Below are 21,077 nucleotides of genomic sequence, written 5' to 3'. Positions count from 1 at the left end.
AGAAGAAAAAATCAACTATACGGATATCCGATTTTTTGACAAGATGAAAGATTATCCTATTTATGTGAATAAAGAAATGATGAAGGCGAAAAGAGTCACCCCTAAAGCATTATGGGCTGAGGATGGTATCTATCGGACTTCTTTTCTTGATGCGCCTCAAGGAGCGGCAGGAACGGAAGAAGAATTTAACCAGTTGAATGATCGTCTTTTCCCAGATAAAGATCATCTGCATATTTACCTTTGGAATAATGAATTTACGAATTATTATAATAATGGTCGTTATTGGGATGGTGCTTATGTGTGGTCAGTGTATGACGAAAAAAGAAAGCGATTTACTGTTTTTGATGCTATATTGGTATTGGATTGAATTACTTCATAATAGTGAGATAGCGAGAATCTACATCTTTAAAATCATCATGTAATGAAACGAGAGGTAGTAAAAATCGGAGGAGGACAAAATGAAACTTTTGAAGGAGGTAACAGATCAATTATACAAGAAGTATATTCTAGATTTAGATTATGTTATTTTATCTGTATCAGATTATCAAGGATTAGATAGCCATCAAGAAGCTGCAATCATATTAATGAAATATGTAAATAATGAATGGTATAAAGGCGTTAGAGGGACAAAACCTATACGTAAACCTATGCCGTTTGTAGAGTTCATATTCCAAAAATGGTTACAGCGAAAAATGAAAGGTAAACCATCGGGTATGACTTTTCGTGAGCGTCGGAGTTTAAAAAGAACTGTAGATAACTATTGGCGAACGGAGAAGCCGATAAAAATGAGATTAGTACATACTGACTGGACATCTTTTGATCATGTGGCTGGTTACCCAATTTATTTGAATAAAGGGCGAATGATTCCATCTCCCATTGATTTTGAAGAAATGCTTCAACCAGAAAGTCTTTATGAAGAGGTTTTTTTTGAAACATCTTATGGACTTTATGTAACAAAAGAAGAATATTTAGAGCTGAATAATTATTTGTTCCCTAATAAAAAGAACTTAGTAGCCTATAGCTGGAATGACAGTTGGTCTAGTTATTTCACATCTGGGAGAGGATGCCGTGGAGCGCATATGTGGACGATTTATGACTCGTTAGAAAAGAGGATGGTTGTCATTGGTGCTTCAACGACGGATTAGTTTATATTTGTAAGAGTTAGCTAATATTACTGAATATAAAATGTATCAAAATAAAAAACCCGCAACGCGGGTTTTTTGTAATTGCCTTTCTAAATCTGGAAAAGTGGTTAAAATATAGTATCTTCTATTTTTTCGAACGATAGTCTCAGTTTTTTTAATAATCACTCTAGCGGAGACAATATGATTATGACGATTGAATATATACCTCCGTACATTCCTATTAGCTTACACATTTAATTATTCTTGAAAAAACGAAAGAGTACAAGGCGTAATAGAAAAAATCGATTTAAAAAAAGTTTTTTATATTATTGGTGTTTCCTTCGTGTATTCTCATGGAAGACAGTAGTTATGTCAAATAATCGTTTGTTTTGGACGCATAATCGTTCACGTAACTGATAAAGAAAAAGAAGGGAGGAATTTATTTTTTTTGAAATTAACGTTATTTAATGTTTGCTTTTTTAATATGTAAAAATAACTTTATTTATAAAAAAGAGGTTGTGACTGAAGTGGTCAGCTTCAAGAAATAAGAAGGAATTGACGAAAATTGCTTCTCAAATTTTTGTAGAATTTCGGCTTATTTTTCGAAGAAGCTACTTCTGGAACACCATGAATCAGAGGTTGTGAAAAAGTCGCTTAGTTTCGAGTAGTAAGAAAAATTTTGTGAAAATGGCTTTCCACATTTTTGCATAAATTTGGCTTAATACCGAGAAACTGGCTTTTGAACACCGTTTATTCGGAAAAAAAGGTCTGTGACAAGACTTTTGTCACAGACCTTTTGCTTTTTATTGATCCTGCGATTACTCGTCGCAATTTTTGTGAGAGCTTTTTCGCAAACTCTTTCTTAAAAAGTGTTCAAGAGACAACCTCTTTTATCAATCCAATACTTCTTCTTTCTTAGCGAAACTCCAAATCAGGCCGATAACAAAACCGATAACTGCTGGCACGATCCATCCCATCCCCAATTTGAAAAACGGCAAGTAGCTTTCCGCAACATATAAAAGATTTTGAACGATAGGGGTTTGCTTGATAGATTCTGGGCAGGCATTCAACCCATCAAAAATCGAAGCAATCAATGTAAAATAGGTAGTCATTCGATAAACAGCTGTACGCTGCTTAAACAAAGGACCAACCAACACTAACAGAATCAATGTCATTGCTAATGGATAGATGAACATCAAAACAGGCAACGAAAATTGAATGATATTCGTCAAGCCTACATTTGCCGCTAAACAGGGAAGGATACTGGCAAGTGCAACAAAAAAGGCGTAATTTCTTTGCGGGAACAAATCCGTGAATGTTTCTGCAAAAGCTGTAATCAAACCAATACCAGTCTTCAAACAAGCTAATATAACGATGAATGCTAATAAGATACTTCCATAAGTGCCTAAATAATGATCAGCAATCTGAGCCAGCGTAATTCCGCCGTTTTCACTTAGAGCAAAGCTACCTAAGCTCATAGCACCTAAATAAGCGAGCAAAGTATAAATGATTCCCATCAATATAATGCTGATCGCACCAGATTTGATCGTGTCTTTAGCAATTTCAGCAGGTTTTGTTACACCCATGTTTTGAATCGTCGTAACGATGATGATTCCAAATGCTAAAGCAGCAAGCGCATCTAATGTGTTATATCCTTGAGTAAATCCTGTGAAAAAAGCATGGTCTTGGTAATTTGGCTGAATAGGCGCTTGATTGACAGAGCCTAATGGATTCAAAAAAGCAAGGAGAAGCAATGCCCCTAATAAAACCAAAAATGCAGGATTCAGGAATTTTCCAACATAATCTAATATCTTTGTCGGTTTTCTTGAAAACCACCAAGCCAGCACAAAAAATACAATACTGAAAATTGCTAGATATAGCGTCTGTCTGCTAGGATCGATAAATGGTGCTAAACCAATCTCGAAAGATGTGGTCGCAAGGCGAGGTAAAGCAAAAAACGGTCCGATAACTAAGTAAAGCAAGATGGTAAAAACCATCGCATATGTTTGATTTATCCGTTTTGCTAATTCATATACACCTGAGCTTTTCGATACACCAATGGCAATCACCCCTAAGAAGGGAAGACCGATACCGGTAACCAAGAAACCTAGATTCGCCCAAAAGGTAGCAGCGCCTGCTTCTTGACCCAAATGAACGGGAAAGATAAGATTTCCAGCACCAAAAAATAGACCGAAAAGCATGGAGCCTATAAAAAGATAGTCTTTAACTGATAATTTTTTTGTCATACATAACTCCTTTACGGTTTTTTTAAAAGTAACAAAATTTCGAAAAATATGCAACAATTTTCAGAAAATTTCCTATATAAAACAATGGTTATTTAATAACATAAGTGATAAAATAAAAGCGCTGAATCATCTGAGGAGGAATCATCGTGACAAAGTCGAGATTAGAAGCATTTACTGATGGAGTAGTGGCCATCGTTTTGACAGTTCTTGTATTAGACATCAAGATTCCTGATCCATCTGGTTTTCATTCTTTGTGGGTCATCCGAAATACATTATTAGCTTATGCAATCAGTTTTATATTTGTTGCGGTAATCTGGGTGAACCATCATCGTATATTCCAGATGGCAGAACGCATCAATTACCGAGTGGTCTGGTCGAATATCTTTTGGCTCTTCTGGCTGACCTTATGTCCTTCCGTTACTAGTTGGGTCGGGCGTAACCCTGAAGCTTTTTGGCCTGAGATGGCTTATGTCTTAGTATACACGATGTGGAGTTTTTCTTTTGGTATATTGATGAGGCAAATCATGAAAGCAAATAAACCAGATTCCCATGTTGTGAGAGTTTTGTCAAAGGACCATCGAAGTTTTATCTCCATGTTTATTAACTTATGTTTGATTGCCGGTATCTTTTTTGTACCGATGATTGGGTTATTCGGACGTTTTTTCGTATCTGGTATTTGGATTTTTTCCTATAAAAAAGCAGATGCCTATTATCAGCGGTTGTTTCCGGGAAAATAAAAAGGCTGTGACAAAAATCTTGTCACAGCCCTTTTTCCGAATAAACGGTGTTCTCCTGCCAACTCCTCGGTCACAAGTCACAATATTCAACAAACATGAGAAGGCTGTGACAAAAATCTTGTCACAGCCCTTTTTCCGAATAAACGGTGTTCTCCTGCCAACTCCTCGGTCACAAGTCACAATATTCAACAAACATGAGAAGCTGTTTTTTGAAATTGCTCCTTGTGACTCAGAGTGAAACGGCAGGCTCACGACCTCTTTCTTAAACGGTGTTCAAAAGCCAGTTTCTCGGTACTAAGCCAAATCTATGCAAAAATGTGGAAAGCCATTTTCACAAAATTTTTCTTACTACTCGAAACTAAGCGTCTTTTTCACAACCTCTGGTTCACGGTGTTCCAGAAGTAGTTTCTTTGAAATAAGCTGAAATTTCACAAAAATTTAAGAAGCAATTTTCGTCAATTCCTTCTTATTTCTTGAAGCTGACCACTTCTGTCACAGCCTCTTTCTTACTTCTTACGTTCATATTTCATATGATAGATCAGTAATAGAAGCAAGAACCACACAGGTGTCAGTAATAAAGCGATTCTCGTATCTTTTCCTAGGAACAAGACGACACACACAAAGGCCATATAAAGAAAGACCAAATAATTACTCAATGGATACAGCGGCATTTTAAATGAATGTGCTTTTTTGCCGATGATACTTTTACGATATTTCATATGCGTGTAGACAAGCATACTCCAAATAAACAAGAAACAAGTAGTGGCAATACTGCTTACGAGTGTGAATACTTCACTAGGCATCACGTAATTCAAGATAACCGAAATGAAAATAACGATCGTAGAAAATGTCAAAGCATTTCCTGGAACATGATGTGTTGTTAACTTCTTGAATTTTTTAGGAGCACTGCCTTCTTGTGCTAAAGAACGAAGCATACGTCCTGTACTGTATATGGCGCTGTTGCAGGCAGAAGCTGCTGCACTTAATACGACTAGATTGATCAAGGATGCAGCAATCGTGATCCCAATTTCCGAAAATACCTCTACAAATGGACTATTATCTGGATTCAAGCTATTCCATGGATAGATGGCCATAATGACAAAAAGAGAACCTAAGTAAAATAAGATGATCCTGATAGGAATATTATTGATAGCTTCCGGCAATACTTTTTCAGGATTTTCTGTTTCCCCAGCGACTAATCCAACTAATTCGATCCCAGCAAAAGCAAAGGTCACCATTTGAAAAGCCAAGATGAATCCTTTGGCACCAGTCGGAAAGAATCCGCCATGAGACCATAGATTCGTGATGCTGGCTGTGCCAATATCTGTCGTATAGTGGGTAAGGATCATATAAGCACCTACGAGGATAAAGGCAATGATCGCTACAACCTTGATCAAGGCAAACCAAAACTCTAACTCACCAAACAACGAGACAGCCACCATATTCAAGCAAAGAAGAAGACCTAATGCAATCAGTTCGGGAAGCCACTGAGGAACACCAGGTGCCCAGTAGCGAACATACATCCCGATGGCTGTTAAATCTGCCATTGCAATCGATACCCAGCAGAACCAATACGTCCAACCAGTAATGAAAGCCGCTTTTTTACCAAGATATTCTGCAACAAAATCCAGAAAAGAATGGTTATTAGTGTTTGATAACAGAAGTTCGCCTAACGCACGCATAATGAAAAAACAGATGCATCCAGTGATGAGATAGGCGAGCAATATCGAAGGGCCAGCTAGCTGGATAGACTTTCCGGAACCTAAAAACAGCCCCGTTCCAATCGCTCCGCCAATAGAAATCAGTTGGACATGTCTATTTTTCAGTCCACGCTGCAGTTCTTGCTCTTCATTCATTTTTAAATCATCCTAACTAAAAAAGTTTAATTACTTCCATATTAAGAGAGTTTTCTGAAAAACACAACTAAGATTCCAAAATTTTCAGAAATTTACCTTTTATGAGTAGGCGCAAAAAAAGAACTGCGGTAAACACCGCAGCTCTCTGTCCCAATCAGCGATTGATCCTAAGCATTTAAAATACGTGAAAGGAACTCTTTTGTACGTTCTTCTTTCGGATGGACAAAGATATCTTCTGGTGTACCTTCTTCTGCAATCACACCTTTATCCATAAAAATGACACGGTCAGATACATCTTTTGCAAATTCCATCTCATGCGTCACGATAAGCATCGTCAAGCCAGTATGTGCTAAGTCTTTGATCGTATTAAGCACTTCACCAACCATTTCAGGGTCTAACGCCGAAGTAGGTTCATCGAATAACAATACATCTGGATTCATCGATAATGCTCGAGCAATTGCGACACGCTGCTTCTGCCCGCCAGACAATTGTGCTGGTTTAGCTTCGACATAACGATCCATACCAACTTTTTCCAGATTTTCGATTGCTACTTTTTTGGCAGTTTCTTTATCTCGTTTCAGGACAGTTGTTTGTCCAGACATACAGTTTTCCAAGACGTTCATATTATTGAAGAGATTGAAGGATTGGAAAACCATACCTAGATTCGTTCGATATTTAGGTAAATTATATTTAGGAGCTAATACATTTTCTCCATTATAAATGATCTCGCCGCCTGTTGGTTTTTCTAGTAAATTGATACAGCGCAAGAAAGTAGATTTACCAGAACCAGAAGAACCGATGATCGTCACAACTTCGCCTTTGTTGACTGTCACGCTGATATCTTTCAATACTTCATTTTCACCGAAGCTTTTTCTTAGATGGTTGATTTCAATAATTTTTTCACTCATGATTCTTCCTCCTTATTCCTGCAAATTTGAATTGTCGATTTCTTCAAGCTTTGTGTAAGCAGAAGGGCCATCGATTTTCTTTTCTACCGCACGCAGGATTCTGGTGATCGTAAAGGTCATGACTAAGTAGATGATCCCGACGATCGTAAATGTTTGGAAGAATTGGAAATTCGCACCGGAAGCAGAGTTCCCTTGGAAGAACAAATCAGCTACGCCGATTACACTTAAAACGGCTGTATCTTTGATATTGATAACAAATTCATTCCCCGTTGCCGGCAAGATATTCCGTAAAACTTGTGGAATAACAACTTTTCTCATCGTTTGGCCATGGGTCATACCAATGGCTTGCGCAGCTTCGAACTGTCCTTCATCTACTGCAAAAATCCCCCCACGGACGATCTCTGTCATGTAAGCTCCAGTATTGAGAGAGACGATAAACAAAGCGGCAATCGTTCGATTCAACGAAATACCAAAAGCGAGTGCCAGACCGTAGAAGATGACCATTGCTTGTACCATCATCGGTGTTCCGCGGAATATTTCGACATAGATAGAAAGAAGTGCATTTCCGATTTTTTGGAAGAAGCGAGTCAGTGCATTTCCTGATTCAGGTACCGAACGGAAGACACCAATCAGTAATCCAAGTGTGGTACCGACAACTGTCCCGATCAATGCGATGAACAAGGTAAGTCCAGCACCTCGTAAGAACATATTGCCGTATTGTTTCCAAATCGTAGTGAAGTCAGAAATGATGCCGGTTTTTTCTTCACTATCAGTTGCAGCAGGCTGATCTTTGACTGCTTGGTCCATGATTTTTGTTCGTTCATCGTTAGAGATGCCAGAAAGAATCTGGTTTACTTTTTGGATATCCGGGTCGCCTTTACGCATACCAACAGAAATCTGAACATCTTCCGGGTTTGTCTGGAAGCCATCTGCACCGCTGAATTCGAGCATCTCCAAGTCTTTGTTCACACTAGTTGCCGTTACACCTTCCGGACGTTCGCTGACATAACCATCGATCATTCCAGAAGCTAACGCTGTTCTCATGGCTGAGAAATTATCCATTGCTTGTTGTTTCTGCACATCCGGTATCTGATCGATCACAGTATAATGGAAGGTATTTAACTGAGCAGTGATCTTTGCTCCAGAAAGATCTGCTAAACTTTTTGCCTTTGCGTATTTGCCATCTTTCTGGACTACTACTACTAATTGGGATTCATAATAAGGATCGGTAAAATCAATTTCTTTTCGTCGTTCAGCAGTAGGGCTCATTCCGGCGATGATCGCATCGATCTTGCCTGATTGAAGAGCAGGAGCCAGACCATCCCATTTTGTTTGGACGATGACTAATTTTTTCCCTAAACCATCTGCTACTTTTTTAGCGATTTGAACATCATAACCGCCGGCGTAACTATTTTGGCCTTGGATTGGCAAGGCGTTATTCTCATCTGTTTGTTGAGACCAGTTGAAGGGTGCATACCCAGCCTCCATACCTACGCGAAACTCATCGCTCGGTGTTTTTTCATCTGCATTTGCCAGAGACCCCACACTGAATAGTGAGAAGACAAAAGCAAATAGTACGGCAACTGAAACCATATTTTTTTTCATTTTTTTCTCCCTTTCTGATTATATGATACACGAGCGGTCTAGATGAAATGCGGTAAAGCTTTATCTGAAAAAATAAAAAGCGACCGATTTATAGATATAAAAAGGCCGCTAAAATTCCATAAGGTGATAAACCTCTCACAAAACATAGCGCAACTTAGCATCACTGCTAAGACAGTCCGCAAGCTCTTAACTTGCGTCCCAACATACACTTCAAGCAAAAAAGTGTACATTTCGGCGATCCTCCCTATTCCTGCTTCTCCATGTTTGCTTCACTCCACAGGGTTAATGATTCTCGCGACCTCTACCTCATTGATTGAGGCATCTCGTATTCAGTTATTTATACAAAAAAAGTTTACGATACTCGAGAGGCTTTGTCAATCTATAACTGCTGTTTTTTGAAAAAATACTGATAAATATAGAAAACTTTACTTTTACCGAAAAAACAATCACAATGTGAATCATCTATCCATTACAAACAATAGTATAATTATACACAAAAATGTATGTAACACAATAAAAAAAGAACTGAAACAGAAAATTTTCTGCATCCAGTTCCACCTCGATTATTTAAGCAGCCGCTTTCTTTGGCTCGCGTCCTAGGATCGCTTGCAAAAGAACAACGACACCGTAAATGGCTAATATTAGATAAATCAAACTTGAGTATTGAGTGATTCCCCAGCCCCATGTTCGATAAACGGCTAATGTAATGGCTAAAACAATGGCGGCAATCACGTTGAATAAAGCAAAAGCCCAAAGATTTCCATTTTCTTTGCGTACAAGGTAAAAAACAGAGAAATAAACACTTAACGCTAACCAGGCGATGCAAGCCAGAATAACGCCCCAGTAAATAAAGAATGGTAACATATCGATTCACCTCACTTTTATACAGCAGTATTGTAACACGTTTTCATTCTTTTGTCAGTGAGGATTGTGATAAATTGTTCAAATGTACCTCACACTTTTTTATTCCTATTTTTCACACTTTTCAACAATAAATTTGTTGGAGTATGGGCTATAATGGAAAGTGAGGTGACAAAACATGAAACAAGGAACAGTAGACGAAGCAGCAAAAGAGATATTGACTCATCAGAAAATCACGTTTTTGACCGGTGCTGGGGTATCCACACCTTCTGGAGTGCCAGATTATCGATCACTGACAGGAATCTACCACGGAATGGAACAGCCGGAATACTTGCTGAGTCATCAAGCAATGGTAAATGAACCGGATAAATTCTATCAATTTGTCAAAAAGATTTATCATCCTGAAGCAAAACCAAATATTATTCATTTAGAAATGGCACGTTTAGCGAAAGAAAAAAATGTCTGGGTCGTTTCGCAAAATATCGACGGGTTGCACGCGAAAGCTAAAAGCCCGCAACTCGTCAATTTTCATGGAAGTTTGTATCAATGTCATTGTCGAAAATGTAAGCAAACAGTAGACTGGAAAGAATATCTTCACAGCGATAAACATCAAGCATGCGGCGGACAAATACGCCCGAACATCGTGTTATATGGTGAAGGATTCCAAGATGAAGTCATTGAGCAGGCGGCTTACGCCGTCAGCCAAGCAGAGCTGGTCGTCATTGTTGGAACGAGTTTTCAAGTTCATCCATTTTGTGATCTGGTACAATTTCGCCAACCGTCAGCCAAAATTTTAGTAATCAATCAAACGCCTGTTTATTTAGCGGAACCTTATACGTTTATTCAGGAAGACGGAGCGGTTGTTTTCAAAAAAATACAAGAATTAGGAGTAGACTATGACTGAATTCAAAACAGAAAAAGAAAAAATGATTGCAGGCGAGCTTTATTTTGCCAATGATCCTGAGCTGGTTGCCGACCGTATGTTTGCAAGAAGTCAAAGCCAAATCATCAACCAAGCCGAATCAGCGGAACTGCGATCCCAATTGTTGAAAGAGACATTTGGTCGTACAGGGAAAAAAATCTATATGGAGCCAGTTATCAATTTTGATTACGGATATAATATATTTGTCGGTGAGAATTTTTATGCAAATTTCAACTGTACATTTTTAGATGTCAGCACAATCGAAATCGGTGATAACTGCATGTTAGCTCCCAATGTCCAGCTGTATACGGCAACACATCCATTACATCCAGTGAAACGTAACAGTGGTTTGGAGTACGCAAAACCCATAAAAATCGGTGATAATGTTTGGTTAGGCGGAGGCGTGATCGTCACGCCGGGTGTCACGCTAGGAAACAATGTAGTGGTCGGCGCAGGTTCGGTCGTGACCAAATCTTTCCCCGACAATGTAGTGATTGCAGGAAATCCTGCTCGTATCATCAAGACAGTAGAGGAAGAACCGTTAGAAGAGTCTCTTGAAACATTACGTCAAAAGATCGATACGATCGATCGAGAATTAGTTGCTTTATTAGAAAAAAGAATGGATACAGTAACTAAAATAGGACAAGTAAAAAAAGAAGGAAACCAAGCAGTTTATGATGAAAAAAGAGAGCAGCAAGTATTGGATAAAGTGGCTAAACTGCTGAAAAATAAGGGATACATGGAAACAATAACAGACACATATGTTGATTTGATGAAACACTCGCGCGAATACCAAAACAAAATGAAGGAGGAATAAGTGTGATCGAAGGAGAGGCACGGCGAAAACAAATCATGCAAACCTTGGCAAATACAGAAAAACCAGTGAGTGCTAGCAAGTTTGCGAAAACTTTTGGAGTCAGCCGTCAGATTATTGTCGGTGATATTGCTTTACTACGAGCGGCAGGTAAAAGTATCGTGGCAACAGCAAGAGGTTATATCCTTGAAACAGAAGAAACCAATACTGGACATATCAGTAAAATCGCGGTCCAGCATGGAAAAGATCAAACAGAAGAAGAGTTGAGACTCATCGTTGAAAATGGCGGTGAAATCATTGATGTGATCGTAGAACATCCGCTTTACGGTGAACTAACAGGCACGTTGCACATTAAAACGCCACAAGACATCGATTCATTTATGAGACGTTATCAAAAAAGCAATGCTTCTTTATTATCCGAACTCACAGGAGGAATCCATCTGCATACGATCCGCTACCCAGAAAAGCATATGCTGAAAACAATCAAGCAAAAACTAGCTGAAGCAGGTATCTTGTACGAAGGATGACAAGCTCCATAAAAAAATAACACCGAAGAACTGGCGGAATTTAAACGCCAGTTTTTTTATTTCCAAGAAAAAGCAGTTCTTTTTGTTTAAGTAAACTGTTCTATACTTTTTAACAAGTCAGAAAAAAGGAGATGTTCAAGATGGACACTGATAAACAGAAAGAACAAAAAATCAGTTTATATATTGACAAAGGATTGGAATTTGATCAGTACAAAGAAAAACATTACACTAATTATTTAACTGCTATAACAGATACTGTGTTTAAGCATGCACCACAGATTTCTGATAAGAACATTCAACAGCAATTCTTTGAAAACTTTACGGCATATCTTTCCCCTGAAACAAAAGAATGGGCTTTATGGGAGGATTTCCAAAAGGTTAGCAGAAAGTTTGAAGAACTTAAATTAGAGAATATCTGTAAAAATCTGAATATAACTTTTGATAGTGAATCAATTGATTCTGAAAAGAAAAAATTCGATGATTATTTGTACAACTTGAGAGGACAAATAGCCGTGGAAGTAGCGAAAGCAAGTCCGGTGATTGAGTTGAACCTTTACTATGATCCAGAATTTTTACATGCAATGGATGCAGCTGATGGTGGTGTGGATGCTACTGAATTAATAATGATAGTAGAAGATTGGCAAGAAAGTGTGTACGAGATGGAATGTAACATTGCTAATGGAGTGGAAGGAAGCTACTCTAGTCAAGTACTCCGATATGTATATCACAACAATGAAGGATTAGAGGGGAAGATTTATTTATATAACGAGCAAAAAGAGTTCGTTGAAAAGATGCCTTGGGAAAGAGACGAAGATCTTGCTACGGTGTGGCAAGAGGAATGTCAAACAACGTGTCTTACACTAGCTCCAACTCAAGTAGCTAAGAAGGAACCCACCCAACAACTAAAAGACCTATCCAATGAGCAAAAACATTCAGTGATCACTCGGCAACAAGAGGCTTCTGATACAAAGGCAGAACGTGAGACTCCGCTGGAAAACATCAATTTTGCTACATCAGAACAGACAAAGCCTTTCTCGAAAGAAAGAGATGAAAGCATAGACAAGAAAGATGATAAAAAGATGTATATGGATAGGAACCCTGAATTATGGAAAACATGTGTCAAAGACTTTGGCATGGACCTAAGACCAGTGGAACAGTTGACTCAGCCGAAAGGGTTACATCCAAACAAGTCAGCGCAACTAACTGATTTAGCTTCTCGCCATCACCAAAAGCCGCTGTCAGATTTCATAACAGCAACTAATGTACAACATAAAGCGGATGATCAATCAAACAATCGGCAACCAAATAGTCCAACAAAACAAAACGTGCGTATGAATACACGAACAGAAAAACCGTTGGTAAAAGTAGATTCTTGGGAAAACAGAGAGGGATTGAAGCAAGAGACCGATAAAAATCAAGGGAAGAAGCGAGTGGGACAGTTAATAAAGTCATGGGAAAATCGGCAAGACAGTAACTCAGGACAGGTTCTAGACAATCGCACCCAAACAACGGGCATAGCAACACTAAATTCAAGAAAACAGAGGTTAAACCAACTCCAAGAAGGCGCAACGAAACATAAAAGCTATCTTTTAGGAGATAAAAAACATATAATCCCCAATAAAAATTTATCTCTATCCAAGACACAGCCGTATGCTGAATTTTGATTTTAGTAATTTTGATTTCAGTCAGTGACAAAACATAAAAAGGGAAGTGACGATTTTCTGTCACTTCCCTTTTATAAAGCTTTCTTATGCCATAGAATCGAAGGATCAATCCAAGTCTCTACTCGATCACCAATACGCCTTCTTTTAATGCAAATGGATTTTGATCGTTGATGTGGTCATAGAACATCACACCGTTGATATGGTCGATTTCATGTTGAACGACGATCGATTCATAATTCTTCAAACGAATCTTGTGTTTTTCACCATTCATATCATAATAAGACACAGTGATTTTGGCATGGCGAACGACATATCCTGGTACTTCTCGGTCAACAGATAAACAGCCTTCACCTTCCCCTAAACAAGCATCTTGAACAGAATGGCTCAAAATTTTAGGATTATACATAACAGTACTTAGAGAAGGTTCATCTACCTCTGGGTCTGCACTTGGTACGTGAACAGCAATGATTCTTTTAGAAATATCTAATTGAGGTGCAGCTAAGCCAACACCGCCTCGTAAGTGCAATTCTTCAGCTTTGATTGGATCTTGGCTGTTTTTTAAGAACTCAAGCATCTCTTTTCCTAAAGAGATATCTTCTTCGCTTAATGGAAGAGAAACTTCTTCTGCTACTTCGCGTAAGGTCGGATTTCCTTCACGAATGATATCATCCATTGTAATCATGGAATATGTACCCCTTTCTTAAAAGACTATATTCAAGTCTATTTTCGCATTATAGTTTACCACAAAAATGGAAAAGTAGTAGTAAGATTGTTTGAAAACTACTTTTTCTTAATGATTAACCACTTGATTTCCAGCCCGGTTTCAGGTAAAGTATAGCTGTGTGCTCTAGGCGCACGGCCTGCCACTTGGTTAAGCGAATCACCAACGTTTTACTCAGTCGCAGGGGAATAATCGAAAGAGGTGAAAGAAATGGCAATTTCAAAAGAACGCAAGAATGAAATCATCAACGAATATGCTCGCCATGAAGGGGATACTGGTTCTCCAGAAGTACAAATCGCTGTATTAACTGAAGAAATCAACCACTTGAATGAACATGCACGCGTGCACAAAAAAGACCATCATTCATACCGCGGCCTAATGAAAAAAGTTGGTCACCGTCGTAACTTGTTAGCTTACTTACGTAAAACTGACGTTCAACGTTACCGCGAATTGATCAAACGTTTAGGCTTGCGTCGTTAATTTTAGTCAAAAAGAGTGGGATTCACATGAATCTCACTTTTTTTACTCGTATATCAATTAAGCAAAATTCCGTGATCAAGCTAGATGGACTCCTACTAACCAAATGAAAGCTGCTCAAAAAACGGCTTTCAGCAGTTTTCATTTGTTTAGTAGCGTCTTGCTTTCACGAGAAGGAAAAGGAGAAGTTATGTCAGAAAAACAAGTATTCAAAACGACATGGGGCGGCCGTCCCTTACAAATCGAAGTCGGTCAGCTAGCAAAACAAGCAAACGGAGCCGTTTTAGTCCGTTATGGAGATACAGTGGTCTTAAGTGCAGCTGTGGCCTCTAAAGAAGCAAAAGATACAGACTTTTTCCCATTAACGATCAATTATGAAGAAAAAATGTATGCAGCAGGGAAAATCCCTGGAGGTTTCATCAAACGAGAAGGTCGTCCAAGTACAGAAGCAACATTGACTGCCCGTTTGATCGACCGTCCGATTCGCCCAATGTTTGCGGAAGGCTTCCGTAATGAAGTCCAAGTAACGAACATCGTGATGAGTGTAGAAACTGACTGTTCACCAGCTATGGCAGCGATGTTAGGTTCTTCTTTAGCACTATCAATCTCAGATATTCCATTTGATGGTCCAATCGCAGGTGTAGAAGTTGGTCGTGTAAATGGTGAATATGTCTTGAATCCAACGGTAGAGCAAGCAGAACAAACAGATATCGAATTGACTGTTGCTGGTACGAAACAAGCGATCAACATGGTTGAAAGTGGCGCGAAAGAAGTTTCAGAAGAAGACATGCTTGGTGCATTGCTGTTTGGTTTTGACGCTATCAAAGAATTAGTTGCTTTCCAAGAAGAAATCGTTCAAGCAGTAGGAAAAGAAAAAATGGAAGTCACTTTACTGCAAGTTGATGAAGTATTGAAAAAAGAAATCTTTGATGCTTCTTACGCTACAATGAAAGCAGCAGTAATGACCGAAGAAAAACTTGCTCGCGAAGAGAACATTGAGCAAGTGAAACTCGATATTCGTGAAGCTTACGCTGAGAAATTTGCAGGTCACGAAGATGAAGATCACTTATTGAAAGAAGTCAAACAAATCACGGAAGATTTGGAAAAAGATGTCGTACGTGAATTGATTACCATCGATAAAATCCGTCCTGACGGGCGTAAATTGGATGAAATCCGTCCATTGTCATCAGAAGTCAGCTTATTGCCACGTGTACATGGTTCAGGATTGTTCACACGAGGACAAACACAAGCTTTATCTGCTTGTACACTCGCACCTTTAGGAGAACACCAAATCATTGACGGTCTAGGGGTTGAAGTCAGCAAACGATTCATCCACCACTACAATTTCCCTCAATTTTCTGTTGGTTCTACAGGACGTGCAGGATCTCCAGGTCGTCGGGAAATCGGACATGGCGCATTAGGAGAACGTGCATTGGCACAAGTAATCCCTTCAGAAGAAGAATTTCCTTATACGATCCGCTTGGTAGCAGAAGTATTGGAATCAAATGGTTCTTCTTCCCAAGCAAGTATCTGTGCTGGCACGTTAGCATTGATGGATGCAGGGGTACCAATCAAAGCACCTGTTGCCGGTATTGCGATGGGACTTGTTTCTGATGGTGAGAACTATACGATCTTAACAGATATCCAAGGGTTGGAAGATCATCTTGGCGATATGGACTTTAAGGTTGCCGGTACAAAAGATGGGATCACTGCTTTGCAGATGGATATCAAGATCCAAGGAATCACAGAACAAATCCTAACTGAAGCATTGACGCAAGCAAAACAAGCACGTATGGAAATCTTAGAAGAATTGACTTCAACGATTGCTGCTCCACGTGAAGAATTAAGCCAATATGCACCAAAAATCGAAATGATCCAGATCGAACCTGCTAAAATCAAAGACGTCATCGGTAAAGGCGGAGACACGATCAATGGAATCATCGATGAAACGGGTGTAAAAATCGATATCGATCAAGATGGAAAAGTAAGTATTGCTTCTGCTGATGCAGAAATGATCAAAAAAGCCATCAAGATCATCGAAGATCTGACAAAAGAAGTCAAAGTCGGTGAAGTTTATCTAGGGAAAGTTGTCCGTATCGAAAAATTCGGTGCATTCGTCAACTTGATCAAAGGAAAAGATGGACTTGTCCATATTTCTCAATTGGCAAACGATCGTGTCAATAAAGTCGAAGATGTTGTTAAGCTAGGTGATGAGATCCTTGTGAAAGTAACTGAAATTGATAAACAAGGACGCGTAAATCTGTCAAGAAAAGCAATGTTGAATGAAGATGGTTCAACGAAAAACGAAGCAAAATAATTTTAATTCTTATGAATATTGTGTCTTGTGATCAAGAAATTGGCAGGAGAACAACAATTATTCGAAAAAAGGGGACTGTGACAAAAAACTGTCACAGTCCTTTTTTGCGAATAAACGGTGTTCCAGAAGTAGCTTCTTCGGAAATAAGCCGAAATTTCACAAAAATTTAAGAAGCAATTTTCGTAAATTCCTTCTTATTTCTTGAAGCTGACCACTTCTGTCACAACCTCTTTTTGCTGAAATTTCTTGGTGCATATTTTTGGAGTCCTTCTAAATAAAGCGTAAAATAAAAGTGAGATAAAGGGACGAAGGAGGGGAAGGCTATGCTGAACTTTTTATGGTCGTTGTTTATCGGCGGTGTGTTAGGTTTGATAGCTGGTGCCATTTTGGGAAAGGAAGTCCCAGGTGGTGTATCTGGAAATATCATTATCGGCTTTTTAGGCAGCTGGCTTGGCGAATTTTTACTAGGGCCGCTTGGACCGGAACTTGGCGGTTTTTATTTGATCCCAGCATTATTGGGTGCAATTTTTTGCCTTGCTCTTTATTCATTTGTGGCAAGACGTATCAGGGAACGACCAAAGAAAGAATAATTTTATTCAAATAAGTTGACACTTCAGTGTGTTACTTGGATAATTAGAAGCAATTTAGGAAAGCGGGTGTCATGGATAAGAATATCGTCTATCATTCAAGCTTACCTAAAGGATATCCATATAACAAGAAATGGGGGGAAAACGTGGCAACAACGCACAATACCAAAAAAATATCAATGGCTGGCCTGCTTGTAGCGATGGGAGTCGTCTACGGAGACATCGGGACAAGTCCGCTTTACGTGATGAAATCGATTGTTGAAGATAATGGCGGATTGACAGGAATCAATCCTGATTTTGTTATCGGATCAGTCTCATTGATTTTTTGGACATTGACTCTACTAACAACGATCAAATATGTCGTGATTGCATTGAATGCAGATAACCATGGGGAAGGTGGAATTTTCTCACTCTACACACTTGTCCGAAAAGGTGGGAAATATTTGATCATTCCTGCAATGATCGGAGGAGCTGCCTTACTAGCGGATGGGGTATTGACCCCTGCTGTGACGGTAACGACTGCGATTGAAGGATTGCGGGGAATTCCGCAGTTTTTTGACCGGTTCGGTAATAACCAGAATGTGATCGTCATTATCACTTTAGTTATTATTTTTGTCTTATTCATGGTCCAACGCTTTGGGACAGATATTGTCGGAAAAGCATTCGGACCAATCATGTTCGCTTGGTTTACTTTTTTAGGAGTAATGGGGTTGCTGAATTTTAGCCAGGATTGGACAGTTATCCGTGCATTAAACCCTTATTACGCAATCCAGCTGCTTTTTAGTGCAGATAACAAACTAGGCTTGTTCATTCTTGGAAATATTTTCTTGGCTACGACAGGTGCAGAGGCGCTTTATTCCGATCTTGGACATGTCGGCAAACGAAATATTCGTTTGAGCTGGCCTTACGTCAAAATTTGTTTGGTTATCAATTATTTTGGGCAGGCTGCATGGTTATTGAATGTTTATCAAAACCCTGAAGCACAGCAAATCAAGAACCTGAATCCATTCTTCCAAATGATGCCTCAAAGTTGGATCGTGATTGGCGTTGCTTTTGCAACAGTTGCTGCGGTGATTGCTTCGCAAGCATTGATTACAGGCTCGTTTACGCTGGTTTCGGAAGCCATCAAGTTGAAACTGCTGCCTCGATTAAAGATCATGTATCCTGGGAACAGTATCGGGCAAATGTATATCCCAGCAGTCAATCTGATTCTATGGATCGCCTGTTCTTTAGTGGTTGTCACATTCCGAACCTCCCATCATATGGAAGCTGCTTATGGTCTGTCGATAACGGTGACCATGTTGATGACGACGGCACTGCTTTACTTTTATCTTATCCAAAATGGGCATTCTCGTTGGTTTGCATATTTAGTTACCTTTTTCTTTGGTGCAATAGAAGTCGTTTTCTTTATCTCAAGTGTCGTCAAATTCTTCCGTGGCGGTTTTGTAGCCGTTCTGATTGGTTTGATCATCTTAGTTGTGATGTTCATTTGGGAACAAGGAAACATCATCCGCGAATCGTCAACTGAGGATGTGTCTTTGAGAGATTATATCCCTCAGCTTAAAGAATTACGTGATGATACTTCTTTACCAATCTATCAGACGAATGTTGTCTTTCTGGTTCCTGATATGGCTGAAGATAAAGTGGGACGACAGTTCATCTATTCGATTTTAGATAAGCGACCTAAAAGAGCACGAGTCTATTGGTTTGTTCATGTGGAAGTGACGGATGAGCCATATACGAAAGAATATCAAGTAGATATGATGGGCACCGACTTTATTGTCCAAGTGAATCTGTTCTTAGGTTTCAGGGTCCAACAGGAAATCAACGTATATGTTCGCCAAGTCATCCATGATTTGATGAAACAAGGCCGTTTGCCAAAACAGCCACAAAGATACTCTCTGACACCAGGACGGGAAGTTGGCGATTTCCAATTTGTCCTGATTGATGAAGTAGTCTCCAATGTGACAACTCTAGGAAAATGGCAGCGTCAAATCATGCAGGCAAAACTGGCAATCAAAAAAATCGCTACCTCGCCAGAAACATGGTTTGGGCTAGAGTACAGTGAAGTAAAACATGAAACTGTTCCGCTTATCATTGGAAATACTCGGAAAACATGGTTGAAAGAGCGATTGTGAAAGTAGCGCTTTGATCTGAATTCAGCTTTTGAATACCGTTTTTATCAGAGATCATGAAAAAGCTGTTTAGCAACAAGTAATGCGATGCTTTTGAGTAAGAAGGAGATGTGGCATTTTTCAGCCACATCTCCTTTTTTATTCCTAATATAAATACGCATTATTTTCAATCTTTTTGTAGAAAAAGGGTACAATAGAAAAAGAGGAAGGCGGGAGAATATGGTTATCAATTTCATTATTTTATTTTTGATGATCGCAATTACTTCATTTTTTGTAGCAAGTGAATTTGCTTTAGTGAAAATCAGACGATCAAAATTGGAACAACTAGAAAAGGAAAACGTGAAGAACGCCAAGCTAGCTCTTCATGTTACACACCATTTAGATAATTATTTATCAGCTAGTCAATTAGGAATTACGCTAACCGGTCTGATCATCGGGTGGGTCGGTGAAGGCTCTGTCGCGGCTCTACTGGAACCAGTGATTGGTAAACTACCTTTCAGTTCGGCTATCAGCAGTACAATCTCTGTGGCGCTAGGATTTATTTTAGTGACGTATATCGATGTGGTTATTGGCGAACTGCTTCCTAAGAGCTATAGTATCGTCAATACGGAGAAGGTCGTCTTGTTCGTAGTCAAACCGCTTCATTATTTTTATAAAGTAATGTTTCCTTTTATTTGGGTATTGAATCATTCGGCGGCGGGTCTAGGAAAGCTTTTAGGTGTGCGCCTCGTATCTGAAGGAGAAGAAACCTTGTCTCAAGAAGAGCTGACATTAGTCGCATTGAATTCTTATGAAAAAGGAGAGTTGACCAAAGAAGAATATCATTATTTGGAAAACGTGTTTGAATTTGATGATACCTTGGCAAAAGATATACAAGTAGATCGTACGTCTATGCAAGTATTCGAAGCTTCAGAAACAGTAAAAGAAGCGATAAAAGCTTCGATCGAGCAAGGACATACTCGCTATCCAGTGATTTTAGAATCCAAAGACAATGTTCTAGGTTATGTTACCTTACCAGATTTGATCAAGCAATCTTATAAAGATGACCAACTGACAGTAGAACATTTGATTGAAGAGCCAATCGTCACAACTGAAACGATCCCTATAAAAAAATTATTGACGATCATGCGAAAAAAAGGAAAACATATTGCTATCTTAAAAGATGAATATGGAGGGACAAGCGGCTTAGTGACGATTGAAGATATTTTAGAAGAAATCGTCGGGGAAATCCGGGATGAGACAGATTTGGACGAAGCGTTGATAGCGGAACAGTCAGATGGCTCTTATATCGTCTCCGGCAAACTAACATTAGATGATTTCCAACGTTATTTTCATGTAGAGATTCCAGAGTTTGAAGAAACGAATTTTACTACACTTGCGGGATTTGCTTCTAGCCGATACAAAGAAATAAACGCAGGAACGATCATTGAGATTGCCTCATTTCGCTTCACGGTATTAGAATACCAGCATGCACATATCGATTATTTCAAAGTAGAGACCATGGAAAGAGAAGCAGAATAAATGAAAAAGGGCTGTGACAAAAAATGTCACAGCCTTTTGTTATCTAAAAAAACTG

General features: G+C 39.1%; 18 protein-coding genes and 1 riboswitch. Of the genes, 12 read left to right on the top strand and 6 right to left on the bottom strand.

Translation table 11 applies throughout. From position 1 onward, the window contains the following. Both KFO35_RS10580 and KFO35_RS10575 read left to right on the top strand, forming a co-directional pair. Positions 1-367, top strand: a 367-nt coding sequence (locus KFO35_RS10580) for a hypothetical protein (RefSeq protein ID WP_244653258.1), incomplete at its 5' end; no start/stop codon positions are given. A 91-nt stretch (positions 368-458) separates the two neighbouring features. Further along, entirely contained in the window at positions 459-1,145 is a 687-nt protein-coding gene (locus tag KFO35_RS10575) for a hypothetical protein (RefSeq protein ID WP_002315549.1), read from the top strand. Positions 1,146-2,017: 872 nt separating this feature from the next. On the opposite strand, the gene brnQ is transcribed toward KFO35_RS10575, so the two are convergent. Then, on the bottom strand, positions 2,018-3,370 hold the full coding sequence (brnQ, locus tag KFO35_RS10570; RefSeq protein ID WP_002315550.1) for a branched-chain amino acid transport system II carrier protein: 1,353 nt from the start codon (positions 3,368-3,370) through the stop codon (positions 2,018-2,020). A 146-nt stretch (positions 3,371-3,516) separates the two neighbouring features. Between brnQ and KFO35_RS10565 the strand changes: the two genes are divergently transcribed. Next, positions 3,517-4,107 carry a TMEM175 family protein gene (locus KFO35_RS10565; protein ID WP_002315551.1) on the top strand — a complete coding sequence of 197 codons (591 nt, stop codon included), beginning with the start codon at positions 3,517-3,519 and terminating at the stop codon, positions 4,105-4,107. 506 nt (positions 4,108-4,613) lie between these two features. On the opposite strand, the gene KFO35_RS10560 is transcribed toward KFO35_RS10565, so the two are convergent. From KFO35_RS10560 to KFO35_RS10545, 4 genes are all read right to left on the bottom strand, one after another. Further along, the gene (locus KFO35_RS10560; protein ID WP_002293445.1) at positions 4,614-5,963 is read right to left on the bottom strand and encodes an amino acid permease; all 1,350 of its coding nucleotides are present in this window, start codon (positions 5,961-5,963) and stop codon (positions 4,614-4,616) included. Positions 5,964-6,130: 167 nt separating this feature from the next. Then, positions 6,131-6,871 (bottom strand): amino acid ABC transporter ATP-binding protein, encoded by a 741-nt coding sequence (locus KFO35_RS10555; RefSeq protein WP_002293446.1) that lies wholly within the window; start codon positions 6,869-6,871, stop codon positions 6,131-6,133. A gap of 12 nt (positions 6,872-6,883) precedes the next feature. Next, on the bottom strand, positions 6,884-8,476 hold the full coding sequence (locus tag KFO35_RS10550; protein WP_002329735.1) for an ABC transporter permease subunit: 1,593 nt from the start codon (positions 8,474-8,476) through the stop codon (positions 6,884-6,886). Between the two features lie 137 nt (positions 8,477-8,613). Next, positions 8,614-8,788, bottom strand: a riboswitch (Lysine riboswitch). 255 nt (positions 8,789-9,043) lie between these two features. Further along, positions 9,044-9,340 (bottom strand): hypothetical protein, encoded by a 297-nt coding sequence (locus KFO35_RS10545; RefSeq protein WP_002293448.1) that lies wholly within the window; start codon positions 9,338-9,340, stop codon positions 9,044-9,046. 175 nt (positions 9,341-9,515) lie between these two features. On the opposite strand from KFO35_RS10545, the gene KFO35_RS10540 reads away from it, so the two are divergent. The 4 genes from KFO35_RS10540 to KFO35_RS10525 all read left to right on the top strand — a co-directional run bounded on the left by KFO35_RS10540 (position 9,516) and on the right by KFO35_RS10525 (position 13,264). Then, complete coding sequence (locus tag KFO35_RS10540) at positions 9,516-10,241, top strand: NAD-dependent protein deacylase (RefSeq protein WP_002315553.1); 726 nt, start codon at positions 9,516-9,518, stop codon at positions 10,239-10,241. Continuing rightward, entirely contained in the window at positions 10,234-11,076 is an 843-nt protein-coding gene (locus KFO35_RS10535; protein WP_156271918.1) for a chorismate mutase, read from the top strand. Before KFO35_RS10540 ends, KFO35_RS10535 begins: the two co-directional genes overlap by 8 nt. A 2-nt stretch (positions 11,077-11,078) precedes the next feature. Beyond that, the gene (locus tag KFO35_RS10530) at positions 11,079-11,600 is read left to right on the top strand and encodes a transcription repressor NadR (RefSeq protein WP_002341084.1); all 522 of its coding nucleotides are present in this window, start codon (positions 11,079-11,081) and stop codon (positions 11,598-11,600) included. A 140-nt stretch (positions 11,601-11,740) separates the two neighbouring features. Next, entirely contained in the window at positions 11,741-13,264 is a 1,524-nt protein-coding gene (locus KFO35_RS10525; RefSeq protein WP_156271916.1) for a hypothetical protein, read from the top strand. Between the two features lie 118 nt (positions 13,265-13,382). On the opposite strand, the gene def is transcribed toward KFO35_RS10525, so the two are convergent. Further along, a complete protein-coding gene (def, locus tag KFO35_RS10520) occupies positions 13,383-13,946 on the bottom strand; it encodes a peptide deformylase (RefSeq protein ID WP_002293455.1) in 564 nt (187 codons plus the stop codon). A gap of 249 nt (positions 13,947-14,195) precedes the next feature. Between def and rpsO the strand changes: the two genes are divergently transcribed. From rpsO to KFO35_RS10495, 5 genes are all read left to right on the top strand, one after another. After that, positions 14,196-14,465 carry a 30S ribosomal protein S15 gene (gene rpsO, locus KFO35_RS10515; RefSeq protein ID WP_002289282.1) on the top strand — a complete coding sequence of 90 codons (270 nt, stop codon included), beginning with the start codon at positions 14,196-14,198 and terminating at the stop codon, positions 14,463-14,465. A gap of 187 nt (positions 14,466-14,652) precedes the next feature. Then, positions 14,653-16,779 carry a polyribonucleotide nucleotidyltransferase gene (pnp, locus tag KFO35_RS10510; protein WP_002309766.1) on the top strand — a complete coding sequence of 709 codons (2,127 nt, stop codon included), beginning with the start codon at positions 14,653-14,655 and terminating at the stop codon, positions 16,777-16,779. A gap of 323 nt (positions 16,780-17,102) precedes the next feature. Then, entirely contained in the window at positions 17,103-17,369 is a 267-nt protein-coding gene (locus KFO35_RS10505; RefSeq protein ID WP_002293441.1) for a GlsB/YeaQ/YmgE family stress response membrane protein, read from the top strand. 143 nt (positions 17,370-17,512) lie between these two features. Beyond that, the gene (locus tag KFO35_RS10500; RefSeq protein ID WP_002315557.1) at positions 17,513-19,504 is read left to right on the top strand and encodes a KUP/HAK/KT family potassium transporter; all 1,992 of its coding nucleotides are present in this window, start codon (positions 17,513-17,515) and stop codon (positions 19,502-19,504) included. Positions 19,505-19,720: 216 nt separating this feature from the next. Then, entirely contained in the window at positions 19,721-21,022 is a 1,302-nt protein-coding gene (locus KFO35_RS10495) for a hemolysin family protein (RefSeq protein ID WP_002315558.1), read from the top strand. Positions 21,023-21,077 lie beyond the last annotated feature (55 nt).

Source organism: Enterococcus lactis, assembly GCF_015751045.1.
Classification (GTDB): Bacteria; Bacillota; Bacilli; order Lactobacillales; family Enterococcaceae; genus Enterococcus_B; species Enterococcus_B lactis.
Note: the sequence above shows the minus strand (reverse complement) of the source record. Positions and strands in the feature narration are given on the sequence as shown.

Excerpts from the sequence above, each read along its gene's own strand:
- KFO35_RS10505 (WP_002293441.1), top strand. The coding sequence starts at position 17,103 with ATGCTGAACTTTTTATGGTCGTTGTTTATCGGCGGTGTGTTAGGTTTG.
- rpsO (WP_002289282.1), top strand. The coding sequence starts at position 14,196 with ATGGCAATTTCAAAAGAACGCAAGAATGAAATCATCAACGAATATGCT.
- KFO35_RS10540 (WP_002315553.1), top strand. The coding sequence starts at position 9,516 with ATGAAACAAGGAACAGTAGACGAAGCAGCAAAAGAGATATTGACTCAT.
- KFO35_RS10545 (WP_002293448.1), bottom strand. The coding sequence starts at position 9,340 with ATGTTACCATTCTTTATTTACTGGGGCGTTATTCTGGCTTGCATCGCC.
- KFO35_RS10575 (WP_002315549.1), top strand. The coding sequence starts at position 459 with ATGAAACTTTTGAAGGAGGTAACAGATCAATTATACAAGAAGTATATT.
- KFO35_RS10555 (WP_002293446.1), bottom strand. The coding sequence starts at position 6,871 with ATGAGTGAAAAAATTATTGAAATCAACCATCTAAGAAAAAGCTTCGGT.
- def (WP_002293455.1), bottom strand. The coding sequence starts at position 13,946 with ATGATTACAATGGATGATATCATTCGTGAAGGAAATCCGACCTTACGC.
- KFO35_RS10535 (WP_156271918.1), top strand. The coding sequence starts at position 10,234 with ATGACTGAATTCAAAACAGAAAAAGAAAAAATGATTGCAGGCGAGCTT.
- KFO35_RS10525 (WP_156271916.1), top strand. The coding sequence starts at position 11,741 with ATGGACACTGATAAACAGAAAGAACAAAAAATCAGTTTATATATTGAC.
- brnQ (WP_002315550.1), bottom strand. The coding sequence starts at position 3,370 with ATGACAAAAAAATTATCAGTTAAAGACTATCTTTTTATAGGCTCCATG.
- KFO35_RS10560 (WP_002293445.1), bottom strand. The coding sequence starts at position 5,963 with ATGAATGAAGAGCAAGAACTGCAGCGTGGACTGAAAAATAGACATGTC.
- KFO35_RS10495 (WP_002315558.1), top strand. The coding sequence starts at position 19,721 with ATGGTTATCAATTTCATTATTTTATTTTTGATGATCGCAATTACTTCA.
- pnp (WP_002309766.1), top strand. The coding sequence starts at position 14,653 with ATGTCAGAAAAACAAGTATTCAAAACGACATGGGGCGGCCGTCCCTTA.
- KFO35_RS10550 (WP_002329735.1), bottom strand. The coding sequence starts at position 8,476 with ATGAAAAAAAATATGGTTTCAGTTGCCGTACTATTTGCTTTTGTCTTC.